Source organism: Coleofasciculus sp. B1-GNL1-01 (genome assembly GCF_040220235.1).
Lineage (GTDB): Bacteria > Cyanobacteriota > Cyanobacteriia > Cyanobacteriales > Coleofasciculaceae > Coleofasciculus.
The window spans coordinates 42,514-67,836 of record NZ_JAVJTO010000013.1 but is presented as its reverse complement, the minus strand read 5'-3'; the positions used below and the strand labels follow the sequence as shown (position 1 = coordinate 67,836).

Genomic DNA, 25,323 nt, shown 5'->3' with positions numbered 1-25,323 from the left:
TAAAAACCTTTGCAGATGTTTCCTCCTACTTTGATAAAGGATGGGTACAGGAAAGAGCGCGGCTAATCTCTCAATCTTGACTTGTTTGTGTACTTGAAGCAGCCACAGTAAAATTTCTAGGGTGAGAAGTTGAGACTCACTTAGATAATTTTTAAGACAACTGTGATAGAATTGTGGTATCATTATTAATTGAGCGGTTGATTGGAATAAACATAGACCGCTCTTTTTGACCACAAAACTAACCCATTTCTTGTTAATTTTGGGAAAAAGTCAAAAATTTATTTTCTATTGCTTTTACTCTGAGCGATACGTTCCTTCTTACTGAAGTTCAAAGAGCCGAAAAATTGAAACGGCAAACGCCGTGCGACTTTGGGCGATCGCTCGAAAGTGTGCGGAAAGCTTCTTTCGTGTCCTTTCTTGAGTGCTCTGACGTATCGCACGCCGACCCCAAAACCCTGTGACCCTTGCTGGGTGCTGCTTTGGGGGGAGCATTTAAGGATTAAAGATAACCAGCCGACTCTTGGAGCGTCACCCAGATGATTATCATTCTCATTCACGTTTTTGTTCTCAATAAGCCTGTCAATAAGCTCTCATCTTTTTGAGGTTTGAGGGGGGGGATGCTTGGTCTGCCAAGCTTTTGAGCTGCTTGTCACCCCTTCAGGTTAATTTCAATAAGTAGTGGTTGCCCCTATAAAGACATTTTTGCCACAGCTCATAAATGCTTACAACTTCTCCCCCATCCGGGGTAAATCTAAAAAGAGTGCTGTACGAGATGAAAATTGATGCAAGGCGAGTCAAGCTGTTGATATTTATTAAGTCTTTAGCCTAACTTATTTCCTCATTAAAAAGGTAATTTTTTCGCTTTTGGGATGATTTTTAAACGGCTTGTGAGAAGTCCGGGTTTAAGGGAATATCCAATAATACATCACATCCACAGGTGTTTCTTTATTATGTTTTTATAACTTTGTCTTTATAACTTATTTGGACTTTGGACAAAGTTTGTTTTGTCCAAAGTCCAAAACTTATTGCACTCTCTGGATTTCTGCTTTACGCTGAATGCTAATTAATCTGAACTTAACCCCTGCTTAGAGCTAAAAAATCAGTACTTTGAATCGTAAAGTAACAAATCAGACAGATACCATTACTGCCCAGGTATAGCATAAGCTGTTCGGCATTTAAACCTTAATATCAATAACGGCGAAAGCCTTGTAGTGCGTTTAGCGAAGCCATGCCGAAGGCTTTAGCGAAGCCATGCCGCAGGCTTTGCATCTTGCTCGCTACTAATACCCAATTTAAATGCATGACAGCTTAGCGATTAAATCCGATCGCGCCTTTGAAGTTGGCGTCGCTGAGGTTCGCTCCCTGGAAGCTTGCATCCATCAACGCAGCCTGGGCAAAATCGGCTTGGGTTAAGTTGGCGTAACTCAAATCAGCCCCGGTTAAGTTAGCTCCACGTAAATCGCATCGGGTTAAGTTGGTATAGGTTAAATTAGCCCCAGTTAACGTGGAACGAATCAGATTGGCATCTTCTAAGGTTGCACCAACCAATGTAACATTACTTAAATTCGCCTCTCGCAATTGCGCCTCCTGTAAATCCACACCACTTAAATTAGCATTCGTCAGCGTTGCGCTGTGTAGGTAAGCTGAATGAAGAATCGCCCCCGTCAATTGGGTATTGGTTAGGTTTGCGATCGCGAGTTTAGCATTGGTCAAGTTTGCCCCCTCCAAATTCACCCCTGTCAAATTAGCGCGATTAAACCCCGTTCCTTTTAACTGCGCCCTTTGCAAATTCGCCTGACTCAAATCAGCCATCTGAAAATTGCTCCCATTCAGAACCGCCCCTTGCAGGGTTGTCCTCACCAAAACGGCGCCATTGAAGTCGGCGTTACTGATATAAGCTTGACTTAAATTAGCACCGCTTAAGTTAGCGCTATCCGCATTCACGGTATCCAGGTTGGCAGAATTTAGGTTAGCGCCACGCAAATCCGCTGAGCGAATATCGGCGACTTCCAGTTGGGCGTCGGTGAGATTGGCATTGCGTAGATCGGCACTAACTAAGTTCGCATTGGTTAGTGTAGCTTCCTGTAAGTGAGTGCGAACTAAGCTGGTATAGTCAAGTTGAGCCTCTTGGAGATTCGCACGACTCAGTAGCGCCCCATCCAAGTTAGCCCGATACAAGTCAGCCCCCTGGAGGTTAGCATCGCGTAAATCGGTGACTATGGCTTCATACCAATTGGCAATAAATGCGGGAAAATAGCCCAGCCAGGATAGGGTATTGTAGAGGTTATCGGGTTCAACCTGAGAGGGTAAGGGGTTATCCGCATCCAGTTCTCTTAACCCCAGTTTCGCCTCCCTCAAATTCGCCCTTGCCAAGGTTGCTCCAGCCAGTTTAGCACCGTTCAATTCGGCTTGGCTGAGATTGGCTTGGTTTAAGTTAGCCCCCGTTAGGATTGCCCCCTTTAAGTTAGCACCGCTCAAATTTGCCTGCTGAAGATTGGCATTGGTTAAATCAGCATTAGTTAAGTCACATTGAGGACAACTATTGGTTGTTTTGAGTTGTTCTAAGTGTTGGGGGTTCGCTGCATGGGTGGTGTGGGTGAACCCTGTAGTGATGGCGAGGGAAATCGCTAAGACAAGCGTTTTCAGGACTGTAGGGACGGGTTTGACTCTTATCGTGTTTTTTCCTACCTCGATGTGACTCAACCTGCCTCGACCGACGTTTTCAGTGTTGAATGGGAGAATGAAAGGGATTTTCATGATCACAGTTGTGCGCGATCGCTCGTTTTTTGAATCGGTTTGAACTTACATCTTGCACCAGTCTCACCAACCGCCTTGGGTTTCACCCCAAGGAACCAAAAGCTTGCAGTAATGCATCTCTAGTTTTAGTCCATTTTAATGGACTTAAGCTTTTAGCCCGGAGTTTGAACTCCGGGCGGGTGTCGGGGCTTACGCTTAACCCTTCACTTGCTTTCCCCTGATCCTAGACGTGCCGTGGCACGTCTCTACATAAGCAGCATCAATCATCTGCATATCATATCATGTGGCTCATGAATCTAAAGAAATGTTGCAGCTTTAGAAAAATTAAGTTAAATTTTATTACAGAGACAGATACAGGAGACACCACTCATGCAAGAACAAGAAACTAAGTTTGGCTTTACCTCATTTGCCGAAACCTGGAATGGTCGCTTGGCAATGCTGGGCTTCGTCATTGGTATCGCTACCGAATTGCTCACCGGGCAAGGCATTCTCCAACAACTCGGCTTAATGTAGTTAATCCTTCTAACGAAAACGCTTCGTTTCCCTATGAACTGATTGAACTGTTGGTAGCCGACAGGCATCTAGAACTGATTATTATAGAGCCATTAAAAGACTGAGGGCTTTTGCCTTCGGTCTTTTGCCGTTATTCTATGAGTCTGTCTATTTACGGTTATTGAGTATGTCCTCCCAACCATCGAGGAAGCCCAGCGCTATCAACATTGTTTTTGTCGGCTTTATTGCTGTCGCTATCCTATTTGCCGGGTATACCGACAAGATGCAAGCCATTACTGACGCCAGTTTTGAATCGGCTAAAACGGCTGTCGAGTTAGCCATTGGTTTGATTGGGGTTATGGCGCTTTGGTTAGGATTAGTGCGGGTTTTGGAAGCCGGAGGGCTGATGTACAATCTGGCAACTCTGCTCAAACCCTTGATGGTGAAACTTTTTCCTGATGTACCCCCTACCCATCCGGCGATGGGGGCGATGATTCTGAATATTTCTGCCAATATGCTGGGGTTGGGGAATGCGGCGACTCCGTTTGGCATTAAGGCGATGGTGGAGTTAAATAAGTTGAATCCATTTCCGGGAACCGCAACGGATGCGATGTGTCTGTTTCTGGCGATTAATACATCGAGTGTGGCTCTATTTCCTCTAGGTGTCATTGGGGTGCGGGCGGCGGCAAATAGTAGTGATCCTGCTGCCATTTGGCTACCGACATTTTTGTCTACGACTTGTTCGACGCTGGTTGGGGTGTTAGTGGCGTTGTTTTTACGCAAACGGAGTCAAGTATCGGATACGACTGTTGCTGATAGTTTAGAACAAGAAACGGTGCTGCAAACCGAGGATGAGGTTAAGCCCGTTGAAGAACCAGATTTTTCCCATTTGTTGTATCCAGCAGGTCGAATTTCTAAAATTATCGCCTGGGGGTTTATTGCAGGGTTCATCTTTTCCATGATTTATGGCGTGATAACCCGTCAAAGTTTAGGTGGTTTCTTCAACCAAGATTTTATTTCCTATTGGCTGATTCCGACATTAATTTTATTGATTATCACCTATGGGGTTGGACGCGGGGTGAAAGTGTATGAAGCGGTGACAGAGGGAGCGGTTCAGGGGTTCGAGATTGCGATTCGGATTATTCCGTTTCTCGTCGCTATTTTAGTGGCAATTGGTATGTTTCGGGCGTCAGGGGCGATGGAGGCGCTTTCGACTTTATTAAATCCGATAACCCGTTTAATTGGGATGCCTGCTGAAGTTTTACCAATGGCGTTAATCCGTCCTCTTTCTGGGGGAGGGGCGTTTGGGATTATGAGTGAAATTGTGGAAAGGGCGCCCGATTCCTATAGTGCGTTTTTGGCTTCGACAATGATGGGGAGTACGGAAACAACGTTTTATGTGTTGGCGGTTTATTTTGGCGCTGTTGGTATTACTCGTATCCGTTATGCACTGGTGGCGGCTTTATTGGCAGATGCAACGGGATTAATTATGGCTTGTCTTTTTTCGGCTTTGTTTTGGGGATAAATTGGTCATTTGTCATTTGTCATTTGTCATTTGTCATTTGTCATTTGTCATTTGTCATTTGTCATTTGTCCTTTGTCATTCGTCATTCGTCATACTCGCTCCCTTGAGAAGCAAGCTACGTCATTTGTCCTTTGTCCTTTGGATATCCCGGTTATTTCATGTAGATGTAGGGTGGGCAAGAGTGATCAATCCTGAAGTGCTTATGTTATCGTTTCTGGCTCTTGCCCACCTCCAGGTTAGTTAGAGCTATAAAATTTGGTTTTATTTCTGGATAAACCTTGGGCAAGGGCGGGTTTATTTACATCTGTGTCTACTCATAACCGATAACGGTAAAACCCGCCCCTACAACTAAACCTGTTATACAAATCAGCTTTTGTCACCCTCTTTAAGACGTGGCTACTTTTTCCTTACTACCTTACTCCTCCCCTTGGAACCTTCTGCCTTCTCTCAAGCCTTATCTCAAGACTAATTCGCTATCTAAGGTTAATTCTAAATCGGTTTCTGGGTAAATCACGAAAACTTCGGCTTGTTCGCCTCCACCTAAAAGTAATCCGCCTAATGCGCCTAATCCAGCACCGACTAAAACTTCAATTAAATCAATATCGCCAAATAGTTCTGATAAAACCCCGGCGGCGGCTGCACCAATGGCGGCATTTTTGAGAATACGACTTACATCAGTTCCGTTATCAATTGTTTCGGTTTCTGTAATTACCGCAGATGTGGCTTCAATTGGCAATTCTCGATTACTGGTTTTCAGGATTAGCTGTTTGGCGATAAACTGAGTTCCGCCTTCTACTGGACGTAATTCTCCTTCAATTTGACTCCCGGCGGGAATTAAAATTGTTCCGGCTGAGGAACGAATTGGCTGGGTAATTGTTAGGGTGATGGGTGCGGTTTCATCGGGGGTAACGACGATTTTTTCGGCGTCCTCAGATTTAACCGCAATGACTGTTCCTGATGGTACACTGACCTGTGTAGAACGAGGGGTGACTGGGTTCCGTTGTGAGGGAAACAGTTGCCCGATACGATAAGGTTGGGGTTTTGCTGTTGCGGGTATGGCGATGAGGATGGGAAGTGAGGCTGTTGTGGTTATGCCTAGCGCCATTAAGATAGCTATTTCTGACCGCCAGCGATTATAACTTAACATGGAAATAGACCTGCTATAGGGAAAGGATTATGGATAAAGTTGACTATTTTTTTATTGGGAAGTTCCCGATAATGGGAAATTTATACCTATTTTTTCAACGCAGAGGGACGCAGAGGTTAACGCAGAGGGGCGCAGAGGAATTGGGTATGTTTGAGGTTGAATTTTATAGTATAAACTTTATATAAGCTGATGCTCATTGTAAGTGGGTATTCCCTGTTCCCTAACAACTGACGAATGACAACTAATGGGTATTTTTCCAGCACCTAAGTTTAAGAGGTTTACACTTGAGCGCTTTCAATTGGAATCTGGTGTTGTACTGCCTAATGTGAATTTAGCTTATCGAATTAGTGGTACACCGTCATCACAACCGCCAATTGTAACTTGTACGGCTTTTGCACAAAGTTATTATGATTTGGCTTATCTGCGGGGTGCTAAGTTGGCGTTAGATGCGAAAAAAAATTGGATTATTCATACAGAGTTGTTGGGGAATGGGCGCAGTAGTTCTCCAAGTAATACGTCGCCACCGTTTAATGGTGCTAATTTTCCGGCGGTAACGATTCGGGATAATGTGAATTTACAAGCTGCACTTCTCAATCATCTTGGTGTTAATAGGATTCGTGCTGTTGTTGGTGCGAGTATGGGAGGACAACAGGCAATTCAATGGGCGGTGAGTTATCCGGATAGGGTAGAAAACGCTGTGGTTATTGCCGGAAGTTGTCGCGCTACTTGGCATGTTCGTCTATTTCTTAATAGTTTAGTCACCTGTATTCGTTCTGATCCGGCGTTCCAAGAGGGGAATTATACAGAACCTCCCTTACTGGGATTGTCACGCATGTCTGAAGCTTGGGCACCTTGGGCTTTTTCGCCAGAGTTTTATTCTTTACAGGTATATCAAAGATATCCTGATACTCAGGCGAATTCTCTGGATGAATTTTTGGCGAAGTGGCGTACTCGCTATCATGAAAAAGATGCGAATGACCTATTATGTCATTTTCAAACTTGGGCGAATCATGATGTTAGTTTTACGCCGGGTATGGATGGATGTTTAGAAAAGGCTTTGAAGAGTATAAAAGCAAAGGTTCTCTTTCTACCTATTCGCACGGATGCCTATTTTGCTGTCGCTGATGTCACTGCAGAAGCTGCACTCATTCCTCATGCCCAAGTTATGGTGCTAAACTCAGTTTATGGTCATGCGGCGGCGTTTGGACGAGACAAGAACGATCGCACTCAACTCAATCAGGCGATCGCACAGTTCCTGAATCCTGTTAGCGAACAGGGAAAAACGGAGTGATTGGGTCGCGAATCATCCTATTTTGATTGATTTTTCTAGTTCATCAAAACTTCTGATGCTTACCATTGATAGAAGGTAATATTAACCGGAACTCTCGCTATGTCTGTCCGTGGAATTACGGATTTAAATAGACGAAAACTATGTTATAGTTTGACAGAATTAGGCTGAATGACGCTTCCTAAACTTCTACAGGGAATCAATACTGTGAGTAAGCGAAAAGCATCAGACCCCACTCCACCATCCCTGACCCAAGAAGCTTTATTACACCGGATGACTGATCGTATCCGTCAGTCTCTGGATTTGATGGATATTCTATCGGCGACTGTGGCAGAAATGCGATCGTTTTTACAGACCGATCGCGTAAAAGTCTATCGCTTTGCGCCAGATGGGACAGGGGAAGTCATTGCCGAGTCCATCTATCAAAATCACCTGCCCTCACTGCTGGGGTTACATTTTCCAGCAGCAGATATTCCTCCCCACGCCCGTGAACTCTTCATTAAGGCAGGGGTTCGCACAATTGTGGATGTGGCGTCTGAACAGATGACGCTCAACTACCTGGAAAATCCTCAAACCACAGGAAACTTAACGGTACAAGAGGTCAGGGACACCGCGATCGCAGATATTTTACAACGCCCTGTAGACCCCTGCCATGTCGAATACCTGACCAATATGGGGGTGCAGTCTACGCTGGTGGTGCCGATTCTCAATCGTCAGAACCTCTGGGGATTGCTCATCTCCCATCATGCTCAACCAAAACCCTTTTCCCTCAGCGACTTGGAAGTAGCGCAACTGGTGGCAAACCAAGTCTCGATCGCCATTGCCCAATCCACCCTCCTCAGTCAAGCCGAATCCAAAGCGCAACGGGAGATTCTGCTGAATCAAATTGCCACCCAGCTACATGGGTCTTGGCAGGTGTCAGCCACGTTACCGAAAGTCTTAGAACAAATGGTTGCGGCAGTTGGGGCGTCGGGGGGCAGACTATACCTACCGTTATCGGAACCCACCCCTAGCGTCAACCTGTATACCTGTGGCACTCAACCCAGCGTTGATTTGGAAACTATGGGCTTATGGCAACAGATGAAACCAGCCTGGGAGATGTGGACGCAGCAGAAACAGACGGTTAAAGCGGATTTAACTTGTATGGGTGAGACGACAAGCCTCTCCCTCAGGGGTCAACCAACCACCCATCCGGTTTTTACCCTAACTGACCTCTATCAAGAACCCCTACTGGCTGGAGTCACCGACGCCTTCCAAGACACGCCCATTCGCAGTTTACTGTTGATGCCATTGGGGTATGGTGAAGACTACTTAGGGGTTTTAAGCCTATTTCGGGATGAAATGGAAACCGATATCCTTTGGGCAGGACGGTTTGATCCCGATGAACGCAATGACCGAGTGCGGCAATCCTTTGAGGAGTGGCGAGAAATTAAACAGGGTCAAGTCAATCCGTGGGCAGAAGACGACATTGAATTAATCCAGGCTTTGGGGCTGCACCTGTCCATGGCGGTGATGCAAAATCAGCTTTATCAACGGGAAAAGCAACTGAACACAGAACTCGAAGCCCGGGTTCGCCAACGCACCGCCGCCCTTACCCAAGCCAATCAGCAACTGGAGTGTGAAATTGTCGAACGCCAGCACACTGAAGCTGAACTATTGCGCCAAAATCGGCGAGTGAAATTGCTGGTAGATATGACCCAAAAGATTCGTCAGTCATTGCAAATCGAAGAGGTTCTGCAAACGACGGTGAAGGAAATCCAGACAATTCTGGAAGCTGACCGAGTGATTATTTATCAATTTGATACCAATGGTACTGGAACCGTGGTCACAGAAGCGGTGATGCCAGATTTTCCGGCTATTCTAGGACAAACCATCGCTGATCCGTGCTTTGATCGTCAATACAGAGAGATATACCGCAACGGCAGAGTTGCCGCGATCGCGAATGTAGCCCAGGCAGATATTAAACCCTGTTATCGGGACTTGCTGCAACAGTTTGATGTGCAAGCCAATTTGGTGGTGCCAATTTTGCAACGGTCAGCCCTTTGGGGTCTGTTAATCGTACATCAGTGTCAATCTGGGCGAGAGTGGACGAGTGGAGAAATTGATTTACTCCGCCAATTGGCAGATCAGGTGGGCATTGCTTTAGGTCAAGCCCAACTGCTGGAACAAGAAGTTCATCAACGCCAGGAATTAGAACGCTCGAATGCGGAACTGGAACAGTTTGCCTATGTAGCGTCTCATGATTTGCAAGAACCGTTACGCATGGTCGCCAGTTATACAAAACTTTTGGCACAGTTGTATCAGGGGCGCTTAGATGCAGAAGCAGATAAATTCATCAACTATGCTGTTGATGGGGCAGAACGGATGCAAACCCTACTCAATGACTTGCTGCTGTATTCGCGAGTAGATAGAAAAGGCAGAGCCTTTCGCTTAACTGATAGTAATGCCGCATTAAATTCTGCGATCGCCAATCTCCAGATGATCATCCAGGAGACTGATGCTCGGATCACTTCTAACACTTTACCATCGGTGATGGCAGATGAAACCCAACTCATCCAGCTTTTTCAAAATCTGATGAGTAATGCGATTAAATACCGCAGTCAACAGCCTCCGGTCATTGACGTGGGGGCTAGGCTAGAAAATGGGGAATGGTGCTTCTGGGTGAAGGATAACGGGATTGGTATTGCGCCTAAACATAAAGAGCGAATTTTTATTATCTTTCAGCGCCTGCACACACGGCAAAAATATCCAGGAACCGGGATAGGATTGGCAATTTGTAAAAAGATTGTCGAACGTCACCGAGGGCGGATATGGGTGGAGTCAGAATTCGGTCAGGGCGCGACATTTTACTTTACCATTCCTGAGTCCGGGGGATTGTGCCGATGACTCATTCGTCTGGGGATAAACAAGTCGAGATTCTGTTAGTTGAAGATAATCCAGGAGATGTGGATTTAACCCGAGTTGCCCTGAGAACCAGCCAAATCCCGAATCGATTACATGGGGTGGCAGATGGGGAAGCGGCGTTGGCATTTTTATCCCATGAGGAACCCTATACCGATGTGCCTCGCCCTGACCTCATTCTCTTGGATTTGAATCTCCCCTTAATGGATGGTCGCGAAGTGTTGCAAAAGATTAAATTTGACCCCAATTTCCAAGCCATTCCGGTGATTATTTTTACCAGTTCTGCCTCGGAGGTCGATATTCGTCAAACTTACCAACTCCATGCCAATTGCTATTTGACTAAACCTCTGAAGCTAGAGGATTTTCTGGAAGTGATTCAGTCGATTGAAGCCTTTTGGTTAACTCGCGTTCAATTACCACCTAAGGGGAATTAATCTGATGCATAAGCCGTTCATTACTGTTTTAATTGTGGAAGATAACCCCGGCGATGTAGACTTAATTAACGTCATCTTCGCTCAAGTCAAAACGCCCAAGTTTCAAGTGGAAGCAGCGACAGATTTAGACAGTGCGATCGCGCGTTTACATCACCAGCCCTTTGACGTGGTGTTATTAGACCTTTGTTTACCCGATAGTAACGGATTAAATACCCTCAAAGACCTACAGAATCATCACCCCAAACTCCCCATCGTAGTATTAACCGGATTAGCCGATGAGGACTTTGCCGTTGACATTATTCGCCAAGGGGCGCAAGATTATTTAGTCAAGGGACAAATTACTCCAGATTTATTAGTTCGTTCCCTTCGTTATGCGATTGAGCGCAGCTTAAGTGAGCAAAAATTGCGGCAAACCCAACAAGCGCTACATCAAGCCAATCAAGAATTAGAACGGCGCGTTCAGGAGCAAACCCAAGCCGTAATTTTACGGGAACAGTTACTGAATGAGTTTTTTTATGCGGCTTCAAATGCCAATGTTGGACTAGCAATTCAGGATAAAACCCTAAAATTTAAGCAGATTAATCAGGCATTGGCAGAAATTAATGGTTTATCTGTAGATGAGCATCTGGGTAAAACTACAGAAGAGGTTTTACCTCATCTGGCGTCTACCATTACCCCAATTTTACACCAGGTACTCACCACCGGAAAACCGCTAATCAATCAAGAAATAACTGGAGAAACTGCCAGCAATCCGGGAGTTGCCCGCTATTGGTTAGCCTCTTACTTTCCCATTTTTTTCCCAAAACACACAGTTGATGAAATTGGCAGCTTAGTTGTGGAAATTACCCCATTAAAACAGGCACAACAGAAACTACAAGACGCCAACCGAGAACTGACCTTTTCCAATCAAGAACTCGAACAATTTGCTTACATTGCCTCCCACGACTTGCGCGAACCCTTGCGAAAAATTAAAGGCTATACCGAATTACTGGCAGAAGATTACCAGGGACAACTGGATGAAATGGCGGATAAATATATTCATTATATTACCGATGGAGTGACTCGCCTAGAAACCCTGATTCAAGACCTATTGACCTATTCACGAGTCGGTCGGGATAACCGAGAAGTTCGAGCAACAGATTTGAATACAGTTTTAGCCCAGACGCTGGAGGATTTAAGTGTATGTATTGACGAAAATCAGGCTCAAATCATCGCTGAGTCTTTACCAACCGTTCCGGCAAATTCTCGCCAAATGGGACAGTTATTTCAGAACTTAATTAGTAATGCAATCAAATTCCGTCAAGATATTCCACCCCAGATTCAGATTCGCGCTGAATCCCAGAAAGACTCCTGGTTAATTAGGGTATCGGATAACGGGATTGGAATTAAACCTCAATACCAAGATAGAGTCTTTGAAATTTTCCAACGTCTTCACAGTCGCAGTAAATATCCCGGAACCGGGATTGGGTTAGCCATTGTCCGTAAAATTGTCGAGAGTCAGGGGGGAAAGATTTGGTTAGAATCAGAATTTAGTCAAGGTACAACCTTTTATTTTACACTAAGAAAAACTTAGGAGGACTAATCCCAAATAACAAATGACGTAGCTTGCTTCTCAAGAGCAATGAGTATAACAAAGAACCAATGACCAATGACCAATGACCAATGACCAATGACCAATAACCAATGATTCAAATCCTTTTAATCGAAGATGATCCAGGAGATGCCGATTTAACGGAAGCGGCGCTGAAAAAATCACCAGTTAAATCCAGTCTCACCGTCATTTCTGATGGTGAAGAAGCGCTGGCTTACTTACGCCAAGAGGGTGACTACAATCAAGCTACCCATCCCAACTTAATTTTACTGGATCTGAATTTGCCAGGATTACATGGACGAGAGGTTTTGCACCAAATCAAAACCGATGAGCGGCTTAAGCATATCCCCGTGGTGATTCTCACCACCAGTGATGATGAATCCGAGGTGTTTAGAAGCTATAAACTCGGTGCGAATTGCTATGTCAGTAAACCTATTGGGTTGAAACAATTTACATCCGTCGTTCAATCAATTAGAGAGTTTTGGTTTACAATTGTTCATCTTCCTAATTTTTAATTCTTACAGTCGTTTGCCACTTTAAATGAAATACAATGGAAAATATATCTGCTAAAATCCTTTTAATCGAAGACGATCAAGACGATGCATTTTTACTAAAAAGATTACTACAAAAGGCGCAATACCTCACGGTTGACATCGAGCAAGCGGAGACGCTTCAGCAGGCAATTAACTATCTTCGACAGCAGAGTTATGATATTATACTGTTAGACTTATTTTTACCTGAAACCCAAGGACTTGATACGTTTTTCAGCCTATCCTCTCACTATCCTGATATCCCAATTATTGTTCTATCGGGTTTAGCAGATCAAGATATTGCCTTAGCCGCCGTGCAAGCGGGAGCGCAGGACTATTTAGTGAAAGGACAATTTGATAGCCATTTACTATCTCGTTCTATCCGCTATGGAATTGAGCGTCAGCACCTCAGCTTAAGACTTAAGCAACAGAATCAGGAACTCCAAGCCAAAGAAGCACAACTTCGCACCATTATTAGCCAAAACGCCGATGGTATGGTGATGATTAATCCCCAGGGTATCGTTGTATTTGCTAACCCAGCCGCCGAATCGCTGTTGGGTTGTCCCGCTAATCAACTCAATGCAGCCGTCTTAGGCTTTCCCTTTACCCATCAGGAAACCACGGAACTAACGATTCAACAGCCATCCGGGGACTCAGTAATTGTGGAAATGCGATTGGTGCAAATGAACTGGAATAGTGAATCAGCCTATCTCGCCTCCCTGCGAGATATTACTCCCCGTAAACAAGCCGAAGAAAGCCTGCGTCGCGCCTTAGATACCGAAAAACACCTCAATCAACTCAAATCCCAAATTATTAGTGTGGTGTCTCATGAATACCGAACACCGTTGACTGTAATTCTCTCCAGTGCAGAAATGTTAAGTCGATATCGTCAGCGGTTAAGTGATGTCAAGCAAGAGCAGCATTTAGGACGAATTAAGTCAGCCGTCGAGCATTTAACCGCCTTAGTCGATGATGTCTTATTTATTAGTAAAGCAGAATTGAATAAGTTAGAATTTAAGCCAGAACCGATTGAGATTATCCCATTTACTCAGGAGTTAGTCTCTCAGGTGCAAGTGGGACAGGAGGATAACTATCGGTTAGTTTTTAGCAATCAGGGGAATGGTAACCAATTGAACGGCGATGCTAAGTTATTGCGCCAGATTATTACAAATTTAGTCTCCAATGCGATTAAATATTCACCCGATGGCGGCAATGTTGGCGTTCACTTAACCTGTGAAGACTCACAAATCATATTACAAGTCTCGGATTCTGGAATCGGCATTCCCCCAGAAGACCAAGCTCGATTATTTCAATCCTTTAATCGCGCCAGTAATGTTGGTGCAATTAGTGGCACTGGATTGGGGTTATCCATCGTCAAAAAATGTGTGGAACTTCATCGGGGAGAAATTACATTGACCAGTGCGGTTGGTGTCGGTACAACTTTTACAGTAACTTTACCGAAAGGCTTTTAAATTCTTACAAAGGACGTAGCTTGCTTCTCAAGGGAAGCGAGTATGACAAATTAGGGGTTGCTGAATAAGTCTTGTGGTGGGGAGAGGCAATAGGGAATAGGCAATGGGCAATGGTTTCAAGCCTCTGTCGAGGGAAAATTTGGCGCTGGCGGAGGCACAAATTCCAGGGTTTTGACGGTTATGATGTAAAAACCTTGCACTTGTTGGGTAGGAAAATGGCTTAAAACCCTTATCTGGTCTAGCTTCCACACTCATGCAGCAAGCCCAAATTATAGACCAAAAGACTTATGACATGGGCAACTCAATCACAAACTCGGTTCCTTGCTCGGGTGCGGAACTAAAATTTAGGGAACCTCCATGCTTTTCGACTACAATCTGACGCGCAATCGATAAGCCTAAACCCGTTCCTTTACCCACAGGCTTGGTGGTAAAAAAATTATCAAATATGCAGTCTTTTACCTGACTTGGCATTCCTATTCCATTATCGCGAATCCGAATAATAACAATTTCTTGATCGTACTGAATGTCGGTATCAATTTTAATTTGAGGCAGATAGTCTTTATTCAAGTCCTTGGACTTCTTTGTCTGTAATTCATCTAATGCATCTATCGCATTAGCAATAAGATTCATAAAAACTTGGTTTAATTGCCCAGGATAACATTCAATAGGCGGTAATTCGCCGTAGTTTTTAATCACTTCGATTGCTGGACGTTTATCATTTGCCTTAAGGCGGTGCTTTAAAATTAATAGTGTACTATCGATTCCATCATGGATGTTAAAGACTACCTTGGTATGAGCATCCAAACGAGAAAAGGTTCGCAAAGAGCTACTTAACTGAAAGAGACGATCAACTCCTTTTTTCATTGAGGATAAAATACTGGGCAGATCTTCAATTAAATAATCAAGTTCAATATCCTGACTTTCTTGTTCGATTTCAGTCCCGGGATGGGGAAATTTGTCTTGATACAGACGCAGCAGGGAAATCAGATCGTTTGTATAATCCTTGGCACAACTGAGATTTCCATTAATAAATCCTACAGGATTGTTAATTTCATGAGCTACGGCGGCTACCAGTTGACCCAAGGTTGCCATTTTTTCAATTTGTACAAGCTGAACTTGGGCTTGTTGTAACTCCTGTAAGGTTTGTTTTAATTGGGCGGTTCGTTCTTCAACTCGTTGCTCTAAACCCTGGGTAAGTTGGCGAATCGTCAGTTGATGATCAACACGCGCCAAAACCTCTTCAAATTGAAAAGGTTTAGTAATATAGTCAGCTCCTCCCAAGGCAAAGGCTTTGACTTTATCAAAGACTTCATCCAACGCGCTAATAAAAATTATCGGAATATCACGAGTGACAGGTGAAGCTTTCAAGGCTGAACAAACGTCATAGCCATTCATGTCGGGCATTTTAATGTCCAACAAAATCAGATCAGGTGCTACCGCTTTTGCCGCCATTAATGCCATGCTGCCGTTGACTGTGCTGCGAACTTCATAGCCATATCTTGTTAGTGCGGCTTCCAACAGACGTAAGCTATCGGGTGTATCATCAACGATTAAAATAATTCCTTTTGCTGTTTTTTGCTGATAACTATTCATAAGCGAGTCTGGCTGCCATAAGAATGGCGGATAGTGTAATACGGCAAGGGCTAGGGGGAGCAGAGGGAGCTGGAATTAAATTAGAGTGTATCCAACTAATATTCTATTGAAGTATGTCCCCTATCTAAACTACCGGGAAAAAGGGAGATTTTTATCAGGAGATAGCTTGGTGAGCTATCTCCATAATGACATCACAACGAAAATTATTAACTAAATCAGTTAACGCCTTGGCGAATAATGTCTGTTCTGGGGGAATTTGTTCGATAAGCTGAATAATCTGCTTGCTATTGAGCTGAATGGCGGCTTGGTGCAACTGGGCAATCCAAGTTGTCGGCATCACCTTTAAATCCTCAGGGGTTAATATTGGTGTATCGGCATCAGATGAGAGTGGATCAGCATTTTCATAGCGATAACGGAGTCCTAAATGTTGTCCCATTTTCTCTAAAATCGCATCTGTTCGGAAGGGCTTGGCGACAAAATCATCACAACCGACATCTAAAATAGCGGTTCGTTCTTCATCAAAAGCGCTAGCGGTTAAGGCAATAATCACGGTTGTCTTTCCCTGAGGATGGGATTTAATTAATTGGGTGGCTTCATACCCATCCATCACCGGCATTCGCATATCTAACCAAATCAGATGAGGGTGCCAATGTTCCCAAATAGCCACTGCCACTTGACCATTATCGGCTTCTCGCACGTCTAATCCTAAGGATTCCAGAAACTTAACCAGGGGTTTGCGATTTGCCCATTGATCTTCAACCACTAAAATGCGATAGTTGGGTTGGTCGGGTGCGATGCCAATAACCTGTTGACTTAAGGGTTGGCTAGGAGTCTGGTCTTGGGGAACAATGCCAATAGGGATATCAAATTTTACCAATGTACCTTGACCTGGAGTACTGTTAATGGTAATGTCCCCACCCATCAACTGGACAAATCGACGACTAATCGCTAAACCTAAACCCGTTCCCGACTGCGATCGCTGACTGGTTTTCGTTTGCACAAAAGCCTGAAACAGGGTATCCAGTTCCTCCGCCGGAATGCCAACGCCTGTGTCTTCAACTTCAAAAAACAGCCGGGATTGAGTATCGGTGTTCGTAGGTGTGGTTATCCTATCGGATATCCCTTGCACGCGCAAAATAACCCTACCTTGTGACGTAAATTTAACCGCATTACCGACTAAATTAATCAAGATCTGCCGCAATTTTCCCTCATCCGCCACCCCATAGCGAGGTACATTTGCCGTGCGCTCAACCATAAGTTGTAACCCCTTTGATAAGGCTTTCAAGCGCAACATCTCGGCAATGGAATCGACCAAACTGTAAAGGTCAAAGCTATTTTCTGATAGGGAAATCCTACCCGCCTCAATTTTGGACATATTCAGGACATTATTAATTAAATCCAGCAAATGTTCACCCGAACGAATAATAATGCCCAAATAATCCTGCTGATCTTGATTTAGAGATGCATCCCTTGCCATGAGTTGAGTAAAGCCCAGGATAGCATTGAGGGGAGTACGCAGTTCATGACTCATATTTGCCAAGAACTCGCTTTTGCCATAATTAGCCGCTTCTGCTGCATCTAAAGCCTGTTGCAGGGCGACTTCCGTTTGCTTGCGCTGTTGGATATCCTCAACGACGCCAATAATATAATTAGGGGTATCCATCCAAGTTCGCACCAGGGATACAGCAACATTGACCCATTGCCATTGACCATCTTGGCGGATAAAGCGTTTTTCTCTAGAATAGGTGGAACGTTGACCTGCTAATAATTGAGTTAAATCATTAAGTTCTGCGCCTCGGTCATCAGGGTGAGTAATGTCGGGGAAACTAAGCTGTAATAATTCCGATTCCTCGTATCCTACCAGGTCACAAAATCGCTGATTGACCCGAATTAACTGTCCCGATGGTGTCCCCAGGGCAATGCCCACGGCGGCTTGTTCAAATATTGCCCGGAAGCGTTCTTCACTTTCTCGTAATGCGGCTTCCGCCCGTTGACGTTCGGTGACATCGCGCAAGCAAATCTCAAAAACCGATTCACCTTCCCATTCCGTTTCCACCACACTCATTTCAGCAAAGCTGAGTTGTCCATCGGCACGAACAATTCCCAATTCTGTGGTTTGATTCACACCAACGGGTAGTCCAAAGTTATAGTTGAGTAATTCTTCTACATCCTGATTTAAGAGATTGGCGGCGGCTGGGTTGGTGAAGCGAACTTGACCTTGGCGATCGACAATCATAATCCCGTCGGAGGTACTGGTAACAACGGCGTGGAGTCTGGCTTCACTGTGGCGCAGGCGTGCTTCAGTTAATTTGCAATCAGTGATATCCCGTCCAACTGCCTGGAATTCCAGTAATTGTCCTTGCTCGTCAAAGATAGCGCGATCGCTCCATTGTTGCCAGCGAATCTCACCACTCTCTAGAATGACACGGTGTTCGACTATACCTACAGGGTTGTCTGGGTTCAACTCCGCAATAAAGCCTTCTAACACCGCTTGATCATCCGGGTGAATCAGGGGGAAAAAGCGATGTCCAATTAGTTCTTCGGGAGTTTTGCCAAAATAGCGACAATAGACTTCGTTAACAAAGGTGAGTATGCCATTGGCGCTGTAACGACAAATCAGTTCACTTTGATCCTCAATAATCGCACGATAGCGGGATTCACTGTGTTGTAACTGCTGCTTTTGCTGTTCTACAGTGTTCTCCAGGATTCGCGAATGGTTTTCTAGATGGTTGTAGGCTTGAGCATTCTTTAGCGCCGATGCCGCTTGGACGCACAGGAGTTGGACAATCGCCACGCGATCGCGCGTAAATACGCTTCTGGTTTGATTATTTTCTAGGTAAAGAATACCAATTTCCTGATTACCAACTGTTAATGGCGCACATAATACACTCAATTGGGGACGTGTTGAGTTTTGAATGTTGAGGTTGTAGGGGCGGGTTTCATTATTATCGTTGTTTCCCGCCCTGATGGTACTAAACCCGCCCTCACTTCCCTCATCTCCCGGATTCAGTGCGATCATTGACCATCGTTTAACATCTGTCGTATCATCTGAGACGATCAAAATGTCTGGATGATGCCATACATATTCAACCAGCATCAGGGGAATCTCCGGGCTGGATTCGATGGGAGTCAGGGGCAAAATGGTGGGGTTCGTACCCCTTACCCCCCTAGCCGCTACAACTAAACCCTCTGGCTGAGGCAAAATCAGGGTAGCGCTTTGAGCATCTGTCGTCTCAAAGGCTATCTGGATTAAAGTTGAGAGCAAGGGCTGTAGTCTAATTTCTCCAGAGATGGCTTGGCACAACTCAATCACCGTCGCCATGGATAGACTATCGGAATTATCAATGAAACAAGAGACCAAGGTTCTAGGGTTAAATGTTTTGACATCAAAACGGACGAACAGAAGTAACTTAGCCTACTGATCAGATGGTTATTTCTGAATAAAAATGAATTTTGCTTGACTTTTTCCGTCTACTGTTTTAATTACAACAGACCCTTGGATGATTCGCGATCGCGTCTTCTGTGAGCGTCCTTTTCTCCGGCTGATTAGCTTTTCTTTTCCAAAGATTAACTTGGCTTTATAGTAAGCTAAGCTTTTATCGCTTTTGTCCTCTAGTTTATACTAGATTTCCTTTAAGTGAACACGCCTGTACCGGAGAAATTCTAGTGCAAGAAGGCAGAAATAACTGAACAGCTACTATCTCCCCCAGCTTCCAGACGTGCCATGGCACGTCTCTACATTGGCTCCCCCAGCTTCCCCAGTGAAGTAAGGGCTTAGTAACCAAGCCCCTACTGAGAACCTTGTGCCAACTCTTCACCTCTCACGGGAGAAATTTGCCAAATCCTGATTTGCCGATCAAATCCACCTGTTGCTAGGAGTGTACCATCAGGACTAAAGGCAACGGAATGCACCCAATCGTCATGGGCTGTCAGTAACGCTAACAGTTCACCCGTTCTTAAATTCCATAACCGCACCCCGTCACGGCTGGTGCTAGCGAGAGTTTCACCATCGGGATTAATCGCCACAGCCCAGACTCGCCCGGTATGTCCCGAAAGAGTCCGTGCTAATTGTCCCGTTCTAAGATTCCAGATTTTAATCGTGCGATCGTAACTACCACTGACTAATGTTTGTCCATCGGGTGTAAACACCAAGGCATTAACTGAACCACGATGGGCGCTAATCCGATTGAGTGACTGTCCTGTTTTTACATTCCAAAGTTTAATTGAACCAAACTTATGACCACTTGCCAGGATATCTCCATCGGGGTGAATCGCCAGTCCATAGGTCTGGTTATCGAAACGCGCTAAGGTATACATTCGACGTTGTTTGGTTAAATCCCATAGTCGAATTCCATCTAAAGCACCTGTGACTAAGGTGCGACCATCTGGCGTGATTGCCAAGGATAAAACATTGCTGGTATGATCACGAAACTGATGGATATAGTCTCCGGTTCTCCAGTTCCAGAGATTAACCGCAGAATCTGTACCCGAACTGACCAAGGTTTCTCCATCGGGTGATAAGCCTAGGACAGATACTGAAGTTCGTTGCGCTCGCAGACTATCGATTTCTCGACCTGTTTTTAGCTGCCAGAATTTAATTTTGCCATCGTTATGACTACCGCCGCTAATTAGAATTGTTCCATCGAGGCTAAAGAACAATGAATCAACGGCTGTGTTATGACCTGTCAACGTGTAAATTAGTCGCGGATTTCTCCAGGCTTCAGGAGAGGAGAGAGGTTGAGGTGGAGATAAATTATCGGGATTGAGTGGATTGGTTGGTGTAGGAGGCGGCGGTTGGGCAGGATTTTCCGGAGGTGGCGGCGCAACGGGTACAGGTAAAGGCTGACTTATTGCCTTATGGCTTATAGTCGCCAAACCTATCATCACTCCGATTAAAACTGCCCTTATGTCATTTGTCATTTGTTAGGGAACAGGGAACAGGGAACAGGGAACAGGGAATTATCAGAACTTATTGAATGTTGGGACAGATCGTTTGAGCGACGCGATCGCGCGGCGGTTGCTCTTGCCATCCTGAGAGTAAGCCGATAAGCTCTGATTTGAGTAGTTCTAGGGCTTGAATTTGCTGGTTAATTTCCTCGACTTTATGCAGCAAGTGTTGCTTCACTGCACCACAGGGTAATTTCCCGGAGTCGTGAACCTCGAGGATTTCGTGGATTTCACTCAGGCTAAGTCCGAGGGATTGCGATCGCTTGATAAAGGCTAACCGATTCAGGGTTTGTTCGGTAAACAGGCGATAACCTGATTCGGAACGGGTTGTCGTTGGCGTCAGTAAACCCACTTCTTCGTAATACCGAATCGTTTTTACGGATAATCCACTTTGATTGGCAACTTCGCCAATTTTATACAATCGCTCTAATGGTGTTTTGCTCGTCATTCTCGCCAATCCGCCTTCCTGTCTCGCCCTGAGTTTCCGATCAATTACACCCGACTTGCACCAAAACCGGATCAGCGATGGGGATGACGCTTGCTGGTACTGAGCATCGGTAAGGGTGGACGGGAAGGACTTGATGGCAGATAATGATGAGTTACAGGTTGTTCAGCCAGTTCTGTTTGGCGGCGTTGGCTTTGCCACCAGCGGATACCAACGGCTAACATGACCATCATTAACCCAAAGGTTAGCAGTGACCAGCGTTCGCCAACTCCACCAATGACGGCATCAACAGCGCCGACAGTGACAATAAAGCTAGAAATTGGTTCTTTGCGGTAGGCTAACTTCCAGAATCGAGGTCCTAAGGCATTCATCACGGTTTGCTATTTATCTCTATTCCACGTAAGTGCTTAATCTACTTCTAGGGTATCCGATTAATCGACAGATTAACTGACAACCCATTATTCTTTAACACTAATACTCTATAGTTGCAATCAGTTAGGGGTGGAGGAGGGCGGGTTTTGTTTATCCGTTATAGGCAGGTAAGCTAGCTTCAGTGGCTAAACCCGCCCCTACCTACAATTGACGTGAGACGTAAGAGTCAGAGTATTATTGCAAACCTAGCCAACTTAGCAGTCCTTGACCAGTAGCATATTCAATAGCCAGTGTCAAGACAAAGCCAATCATCGCGGCTCGACCATTCAAACGTTCAGCATATTCATTGAAACCGAACTTAGGTTCGGCGAGTTGGGGAGTGGTTGTGGGTTGGGGTTGTGTCATAGTTGCCAAGGATGGTGTAATGATTTAGTTATATTTCTTTACTAAGTTTAACATTTAAACAAGCAAGGACAGAATTAATACAGTTAAGTGATACCAAATTCAACAACAGTGTTGTGCGATCGCGCAAGGAGTATAAGCTTAGTTCTTATGGCACAACGTCTGAAAACTGCATGACATAAAGGAAAACGATGGAAATCGGTGTACCCAAAGAGACAAAAGACCAAGAATTTCGAGTCGGCTTAAGTCCTAGTAGTGTTCGCGTCTTACAGGAAGCAGGACATCAGGTTTGGATTGAAACCCAGGCGGGGGCGGGTGCTGGCTTTACCGATGAAGACTATCAGCATAGTGGCGCTAAGATTGTCGCCACAGCAGCCGAGGCGTGGAATCGGGAACTGGTGGTTAAGGTGAAAGAACCGCTAACGTCGGAGTATCCCTATTTACAGAAAGAACAATTACTGTTTACCTACCTGCATTTGGCGGCGGATCGCCCATTGACTGAAAGTTTAATCGATAGTGGTGTTTGTGCGATCGCCTATGAAACTGTGGAACTTCCAGATCGCCGCCTCCCCTTGCTGACACCAATGAGCATTATTGCGGGTCGTCTTTCTGTCCAATTTGGCGCTCGATTTCTGGAACGCCAGCAAGGTGGGCGCGGGGTGCTTTTAGGAGGTGTTCCTGGGGTGAGACGCGGTAAGGTGGTGATTCTTGGGGGTGGCGTTGTCGGTACAGAAGCGGCGAAAATAGCGGTAGGAATGGGCGCTCAAGTCCAGATTTTGGATATTAATGTTGAACGTCTCGCCTACTTAGAAACCCTGTTTGGTTCCAGAGTTGAACTCCTTTACAGTAATTCAGCCCAAATTGAAGCCGTCGTTCCCCAAGCCGATTTGCTGATTGGGGCGGTATTAGTTCCGGGGCGTCGAGCGCCAATTCTGGTTCCTCGTGGCTTGGTGCAACAAATGCATCCGGGTGCTGTAATTGTTGATGTGGCGGTGGATCAGGGAGGATGTATTGAAACCTTGAAATCTACCTCACACACGAATCCCACCTATATAGATGAAGGGGTTGTCCATTATGGTGTCCCCAATATGCCCGGTGCTGTACCTTGGAGTTCGACTCAAGCCCTCAATAATAGTACGTTACCCTATGTCCTCAAGTTAGCCAATGAAGGAATTAAGGCTGTCGCCTCAGATGTGGCGTTGGCAAAGGGCGTGAATGTCCAGAATCATCAGTTGGTTCATTCAGCGGTGCGGGAGGTTTTTCCTGATTTAAGTAACGCGAAGGTGTAAGCTGTTCGGCATATAAACCTTAATGTCAATAATGGCGCAATCCTTGTAGTGCGCTACGCGCTAGGCAATGGGCAATAGGCAATGGGCAATAAGCTGTTCGGCATATAAACCTTAATGTCAATAATGGCGAAAGCCTTGTAGTGCGTTTAGCGAAGCCATGCCGAAGGCTTTGCATCTTGCTCGCTACTAATACCCCATTTAAATGCATAACGGCGTAAGCTATCGTACTTCGGCTTCTCTGGAGGGATTTAGGCAAGAGTTGGATGATCCGTGAACTCTTATATCGATTTATTACCTTATTTTTCAATAAACAAACTTCTGTATCATTGCTAGTCCACAAAAACCAGAACGGAGTAAAGTTATAAAGTGAAGCCATAAAGCTTCCCTGACAGATAACCGAGTCTAGTCTAGTGTAACTCCAATATTGAACGATAACGAGGTCAAACCATCTGTATACCCGAATATCTGTCTCGTCAACAAACAACAGCAACGATTAACTGTATTGTTCATATTTCCTCAACTAAAAGACACGGAGCCATGCGACTCAAAGGTGTGAGGTAAGTCAGCGCAACTCTAAAACCAATTGTGTCAGCCGAGGAAATTACTGGCAGAAATGTAAACGTTGCTGTTGTTTTTTAATAGACAAAATCTTTGAGGGTTGGGGTGTACCAGTAATAAACTTTCGTGTTACCGAGCGAAGTCGAGGTAAGTCGAGGTGTCCCCCAACTCCCCCTTAAGCTGTCATGCATTTAAATTGGGTATTAGTAGCGAGCAAGATGCTCGAGTAGCGAGCAAGATGCTCGAGTAGCGAGCAAGATGCTCGCACTACAAGGCTTTCGCCGTTATTGATATTAAGGTTTAAATGCCGAACAGCTTACCACAACACTTATTCAGCAGCCCCTAATTAATGACACCCTAAACTATCCCGCGTGGAAACGCCAGTGACAGGATTAACGCCATCTGCCCATTGACACATTAACGATATTTGATAGGTGTCAAGGATTGCACCGGAAAAATCAGCCCCTGTAATCGTTGTATCAAAAAAGCGGCTTCGACTGGCAATAGCATTAGTAAAAATAGCATTGGTTAAATTAGCGCCGTCAAAGACAACGCGATCGGCTAAAGTCTCGGACAGGTTAGCTCCGGTTAAATCCGCCTCAAAAAATGCCGCTTTGGTGAGAATTGATCCTTGAAGAGAAGCGCCTCGAAAAGAGGCACCGCGTAGATCTGCACCTGCAAACGAGGTTCCCTCTAAATTTTGATTAGAAAAATCTCGATAGTGTAATTCAGTAAGCGTATAGTTGACGCTATTCTCCTGTGCGATCGCGCTAGGCAAATCTACAATCCACGCGAAAAGTGCAATCAATAATCCTATTCCAATGGCTAAACGTTTCCCAGCTTTTTTACTGGGGCTGTTTTCGGTTCGTTTTTGGCTCGCATTAGTCATCGTTTCTTCTTGACATTTAAAACTGATGGGGTCTAACTTACCTATTTTGCCGCAAGCTGGGATTTGTCATTCGTCATTTGTCAGGGAATAGGCAATAGGCAATCGGGTAAGGTAGAGTTTGGAGTTAAATCACAACGGCTCCATCTCCCCTATCTCCCTCATCTCCCTCATCTTCCTCATCTTCCCCCGCACCTTTGCACCTTACCTCTCACCCGTTAAACTGCTTTTTGTTAAGATACATTAATGAGTCAATAGTCGCCCTATTTTACCAAACAACTCATGATCACTGAACTTTTGCCCTTTCAATTCGAGTTAAATACGACAGCGATCGCGGGTGCATCGTTGTGGGCGCTAGCGCTGTACTGGGGCTTCTCGACGTTAAGCCACTGGATCATGGAACAACTGAATCGCTGGTTTAACTTTGCCGAGCGATCGCTCTACACTTCCATGAAGGAATATGAACGCACTCGTCGGGGAAGAGAAGCCCAAAATGCTTTCTATGCTTCCCTGTTCAGCATTGTGCCATTTTTAATCGTTGGCGCTGGCTGCAACTGGGGTGTTGAACTCACTCTGGGTTCGAGTTGGGCAATTAGTATGGGGCTTCTGGCTTGTATCAGTGGCGCTGTTTATGAACTAGGGCGTCGTGATAGTCAATCCAATTAATTATTCGTCCCTTATCCTTCCTCAGAAC

General features: G+C 45.1%; 19 protein-coding genes and 1 pseudogene. 10 read left to right on the top strand and 10 right to left on the bottom strand.

The window, feature by feature from the left end; translation table 11 throughout:
- Both RID53_RS03090 and RID53_RS03085 read right to left on the bottom strand, forming a co-directional pair.
- A pseudogene (locus RID53_RS03090) lies at nucleotides 1-183 on the bottom strand (IS4 family transposase); the annotation flags it as partial.
- A gap of 1,125 nt (nucleotides 184-1,308) precedes the next feature.
- The gene (locus tag RID53_RS03085) at nucleotides 1,309-2,757 is read right to left on the bottom strand and encodes a pentapeptide repeat-containing protein (RefSeq protein ID WP_446386724.1); all 1,449 of its coding nucleotides are present in this window, start codon (nucleotides 2,755-2,757) and stop codon (nucleotides 1,309-1,311) included.
- A 369-nt stretch (nucleotides 2,758-3,126) separates the two neighbouring features.
- Between RID53_RS03085 and RID53_RS03080 the strand changes: the two genes are divergently transcribed.
- Nucleotides 3,127-3,270 (top strand): chlorophyll a/b-binding protein, encoded by a 144-nt coding sequence (locus RID53_RS03080; RefSeq protein ID WP_006101425.1) that lies wholly within the window; start codon nucleotides 3,127-3,129, stop codon nucleotides 3,268-3,270.
- Nucleotides 3,271-3,436: 166 nt separating this feature from the next.
- On the top strand, nucleotides 3,437-4,774 hold the full coding sequence (locus RID53_RS03075) for a nucleoside recognition domain-containing protein (RefSeq protein WP_446386723.1): 1,338 nt from the start codon (nucleotides 3,437-3,439) through the stop codon (nucleotides 4,772-4,774).
- Nucleotides 4,775-5,228: 454 nt separating this feature from the next.
- Here the strand turns inward: RID53_RS03075 and RID53_RS03070 are convergent, their stop codons facing one another.
- Nucleotides 5,229-5,921, bottom strand: a complete 693-nt coding sequence (locus RID53_RS03070; protein ID WP_446386722.1) for a hypothetical protein — start codon at nucleotides 5,919-5,921, stop codon at nucleotides 5,229-5,231.
- Between the two features lie 298 nt (nucleotides 5,922-6,219).
- Here RID53_RS03070 and RID53_RS03065 point away from each other — a divergent pair, with 298 nt between their 5' ends.
- The 6 genes from RID53_RS03065 (at nucleotide 6,220) to RID53_RS03040 (ending at nucleotide 14,137) form a co-directional block, all read left to right on the top strand.
- Nucleotides 6,220-7,212: an alpha/beta fold hydrolase gene (locus RID53_RS03065; protein WP_446386721.1), complete on the top strand. Its 993-nt coding sequence runs from the start codon at nucleotides 6,220-6,222 to the stop codon at nucleotides 7,210-7,212.
- Nucleotides 7,213-7,416: 204 nt separating this feature from the next.
- Nucleotides 7,417-10,095 carry a GAF domain-containing protein gene (locus RID53_RS03060; RefSeq protein WP_446386720.1) on the top strand — a complete coding sequence of 893 codons (2,679 nt, stop codon included), beginning with the start codon at nucleotides 7,417-7,419 and terminating at the stop codon, nucleotides 10,093-10,095.
- A complete protein-coding gene (locus RID53_RS03055; RefSeq protein ID WP_446386719.1) occupies nucleotides 10,092-10,544 on the top strand; it encodes a response regulator in 453 nt (150 codons plus the stop codon). The genes RID53_RS03060 and RID53_RS03055 overlap by 4 nt, the downstream gene beginning before the upstream one ends.
- A gap of 4 nt (nucleotides 10,545-10,548) precedes the next feature.
- Complete coding sequence (locus RID53_RS03050; RefSeq protein WP_446386718.1) at nucleotides 10,549-12,117, top strand: ATP-binding protein; 1,569 nt, start codon at nucleotides 10,549-10,551, stop codon at nucleotides 12,115-12,117.
- 110 nt (nucleotides 12,118-12,227) lie between these two features.
- Nucleotides 12,228-12,650, top strand: a complete 423-nt coding sequence (locus RID53_RS03045; protein WP_446386717.1) for a response regulator — start codon at nucleotides 12,228-12,230, stop codon at nucleotides 12,648-12,650.
- 35 nt (nucleotides 12,651-12,685) lie between these two features.
- The gene (locus RID53_RS03040; protein WP_446386716.1) at nucleotides 12,686-14,137 is read left to right on the top strand and encodes an ATP-binding protein; all 1,452 of its coding nucleotides are present in this window, start codon (nucleotides 12,686-12,688) and stop codon (nucleotides 14,135-14,137) included.
- 285 nt (nucleotides 14,138-14,422) lie between these two features.
- On the opposite strand, the gene RID53_RS03035 is transcribed toward RID53_RS03040, so the two are convergent.
- The 6 genes from RID53_RS03035 to RID53_RS03010 form a co-directional block, all read right to left on the bottom strand.
- On the bottom strand, nucleotides 14,423-15,730 hold the full coding sequence (locus tag RID53_RS03035; RefSeq protein WP_446386715.1) for a sensor histidine kinase: 1,308 nt from the start codon (nucleotides 15,728-15,730) through the stop codon (nucleotides 14,423-14,425).
- A 154-nt stretch (nucleotides 15,731-15,884) separates the two neighbouring features.
- Nucleotides 15,885-19,091, bottom strand: coding sequence for a PAS domain S-box protein (locus tag RID53_RS03030; RefSeq protein ID WP_446386714.1), 3,207 nt, complete (start codon nucleotides 19,089-19,091; stop codon nucleotides 15,885-15,887).
- Nucleotides 19,092-19,519: 428 nt separating this feature from the next.
- Nucleotides 19,520-20,650 (bottom strand): WD40 repeat domain-containing protein, encoded by a 1,131-nt coding sequence (locus RID53_RS03025; RefSeq protein WP_446386713.1) that lies wholly within the window; start codon nucleotides 20,648-20,650, stop codon nucleotides 19,520-19,522.
- A gap of 49 nt (nucleotides 20,651-20,699) precedes the next feature.
- Nucleotides 20,700-21,125 carry a heavy metal-responsive transcriptional regulator gene (locus tag RID53_RS03020; RefSeq protein WP_446386712.1) on the bottom strand — a complete coding sequence of 142 codons (426 nt, stop codon included), beginning with the start codon at nucleotides 21,123-21,125 and terminating at the stop codon, nucleotides 20,700-20,702.
- A gap of 71 nt (nucleotides 21,126-21,196) precedes the next feature.
- Nucleotides 21,197-21,493 (bottom strand): hypothetical protein, encoded by a 297-nt coding sequence (locus RID53_RS03015; protein ID WP_446386711.1) that lies wholly within the window; start codon nucleotides 21,491-21,493, stop codon nucleotides 21,197-21,199.
- 235 nt (nucleotides 21,494-21,728) lie between these two features.
- The gene (locus RID53_RS03010; RefSeq protein ID WP_446379195.1) at nucleotides 21,729-21,899 is read right to left on the bottom strand and encodes a hypothetical protein; all 171 of its coding nucleotides are present in this window, start codon (nucleotides 21,897-21,899) and stop codon (nucleotides 21,729-21,731) included.
- A gap of 188 nt (nucleotides 21,900-22,087) precedes the next feature.
- Here RID53_RS03010 and ald point away from each other — a divergent pair, with 188 nt between their 5' ends.
- Nucleotides 22,088-23,185, top strand: a complete 1,098-nt coding sequence (gene ald / locus RID53_RS03005; protein WP_446386710.1) for an alanine dehydrogenase — start codon at nucleotides 22,088-22,090, stop codon at nucleotides 23,183-23,185.
- A gap of 904 nt (nucleotides 23,186-24,089) precedes the next feature.
- Here the strand turns inward: ald and RID53_RS03000 are convergent.
- Nucleotides 24,090-24,632 carry a pentapeptide repeat-containing protein gene (locus RID53_RS03000; RefSeq protein WP_446386709.1) on the bottom strand — a complete coding sequence of 181 codons (543 nt, stop codon included), beginning with the start codon at nucleotides 24,630-24,632 and terminating at the stop codon, nucleotides 24,090-24,092.
- Between the two features lie 279 nt (nucleotides 24,633-24,911).
- On the opposite strand from RID53_RS03000, the gene RID53_RS02995 reads away from it, so the two are divergent.
- A complete protein-coding gene (locus tag RID53_RS02995) occupies nucleotides 24,912-25,295 on the top strand; it encodes a hypothetical protein (RefSeq protein WP_446386708.1) in 384 nt (127 codons plus the stop codon).
- Nucleotides 25,296-25,323: the final 28 nt, after the last annotated feature.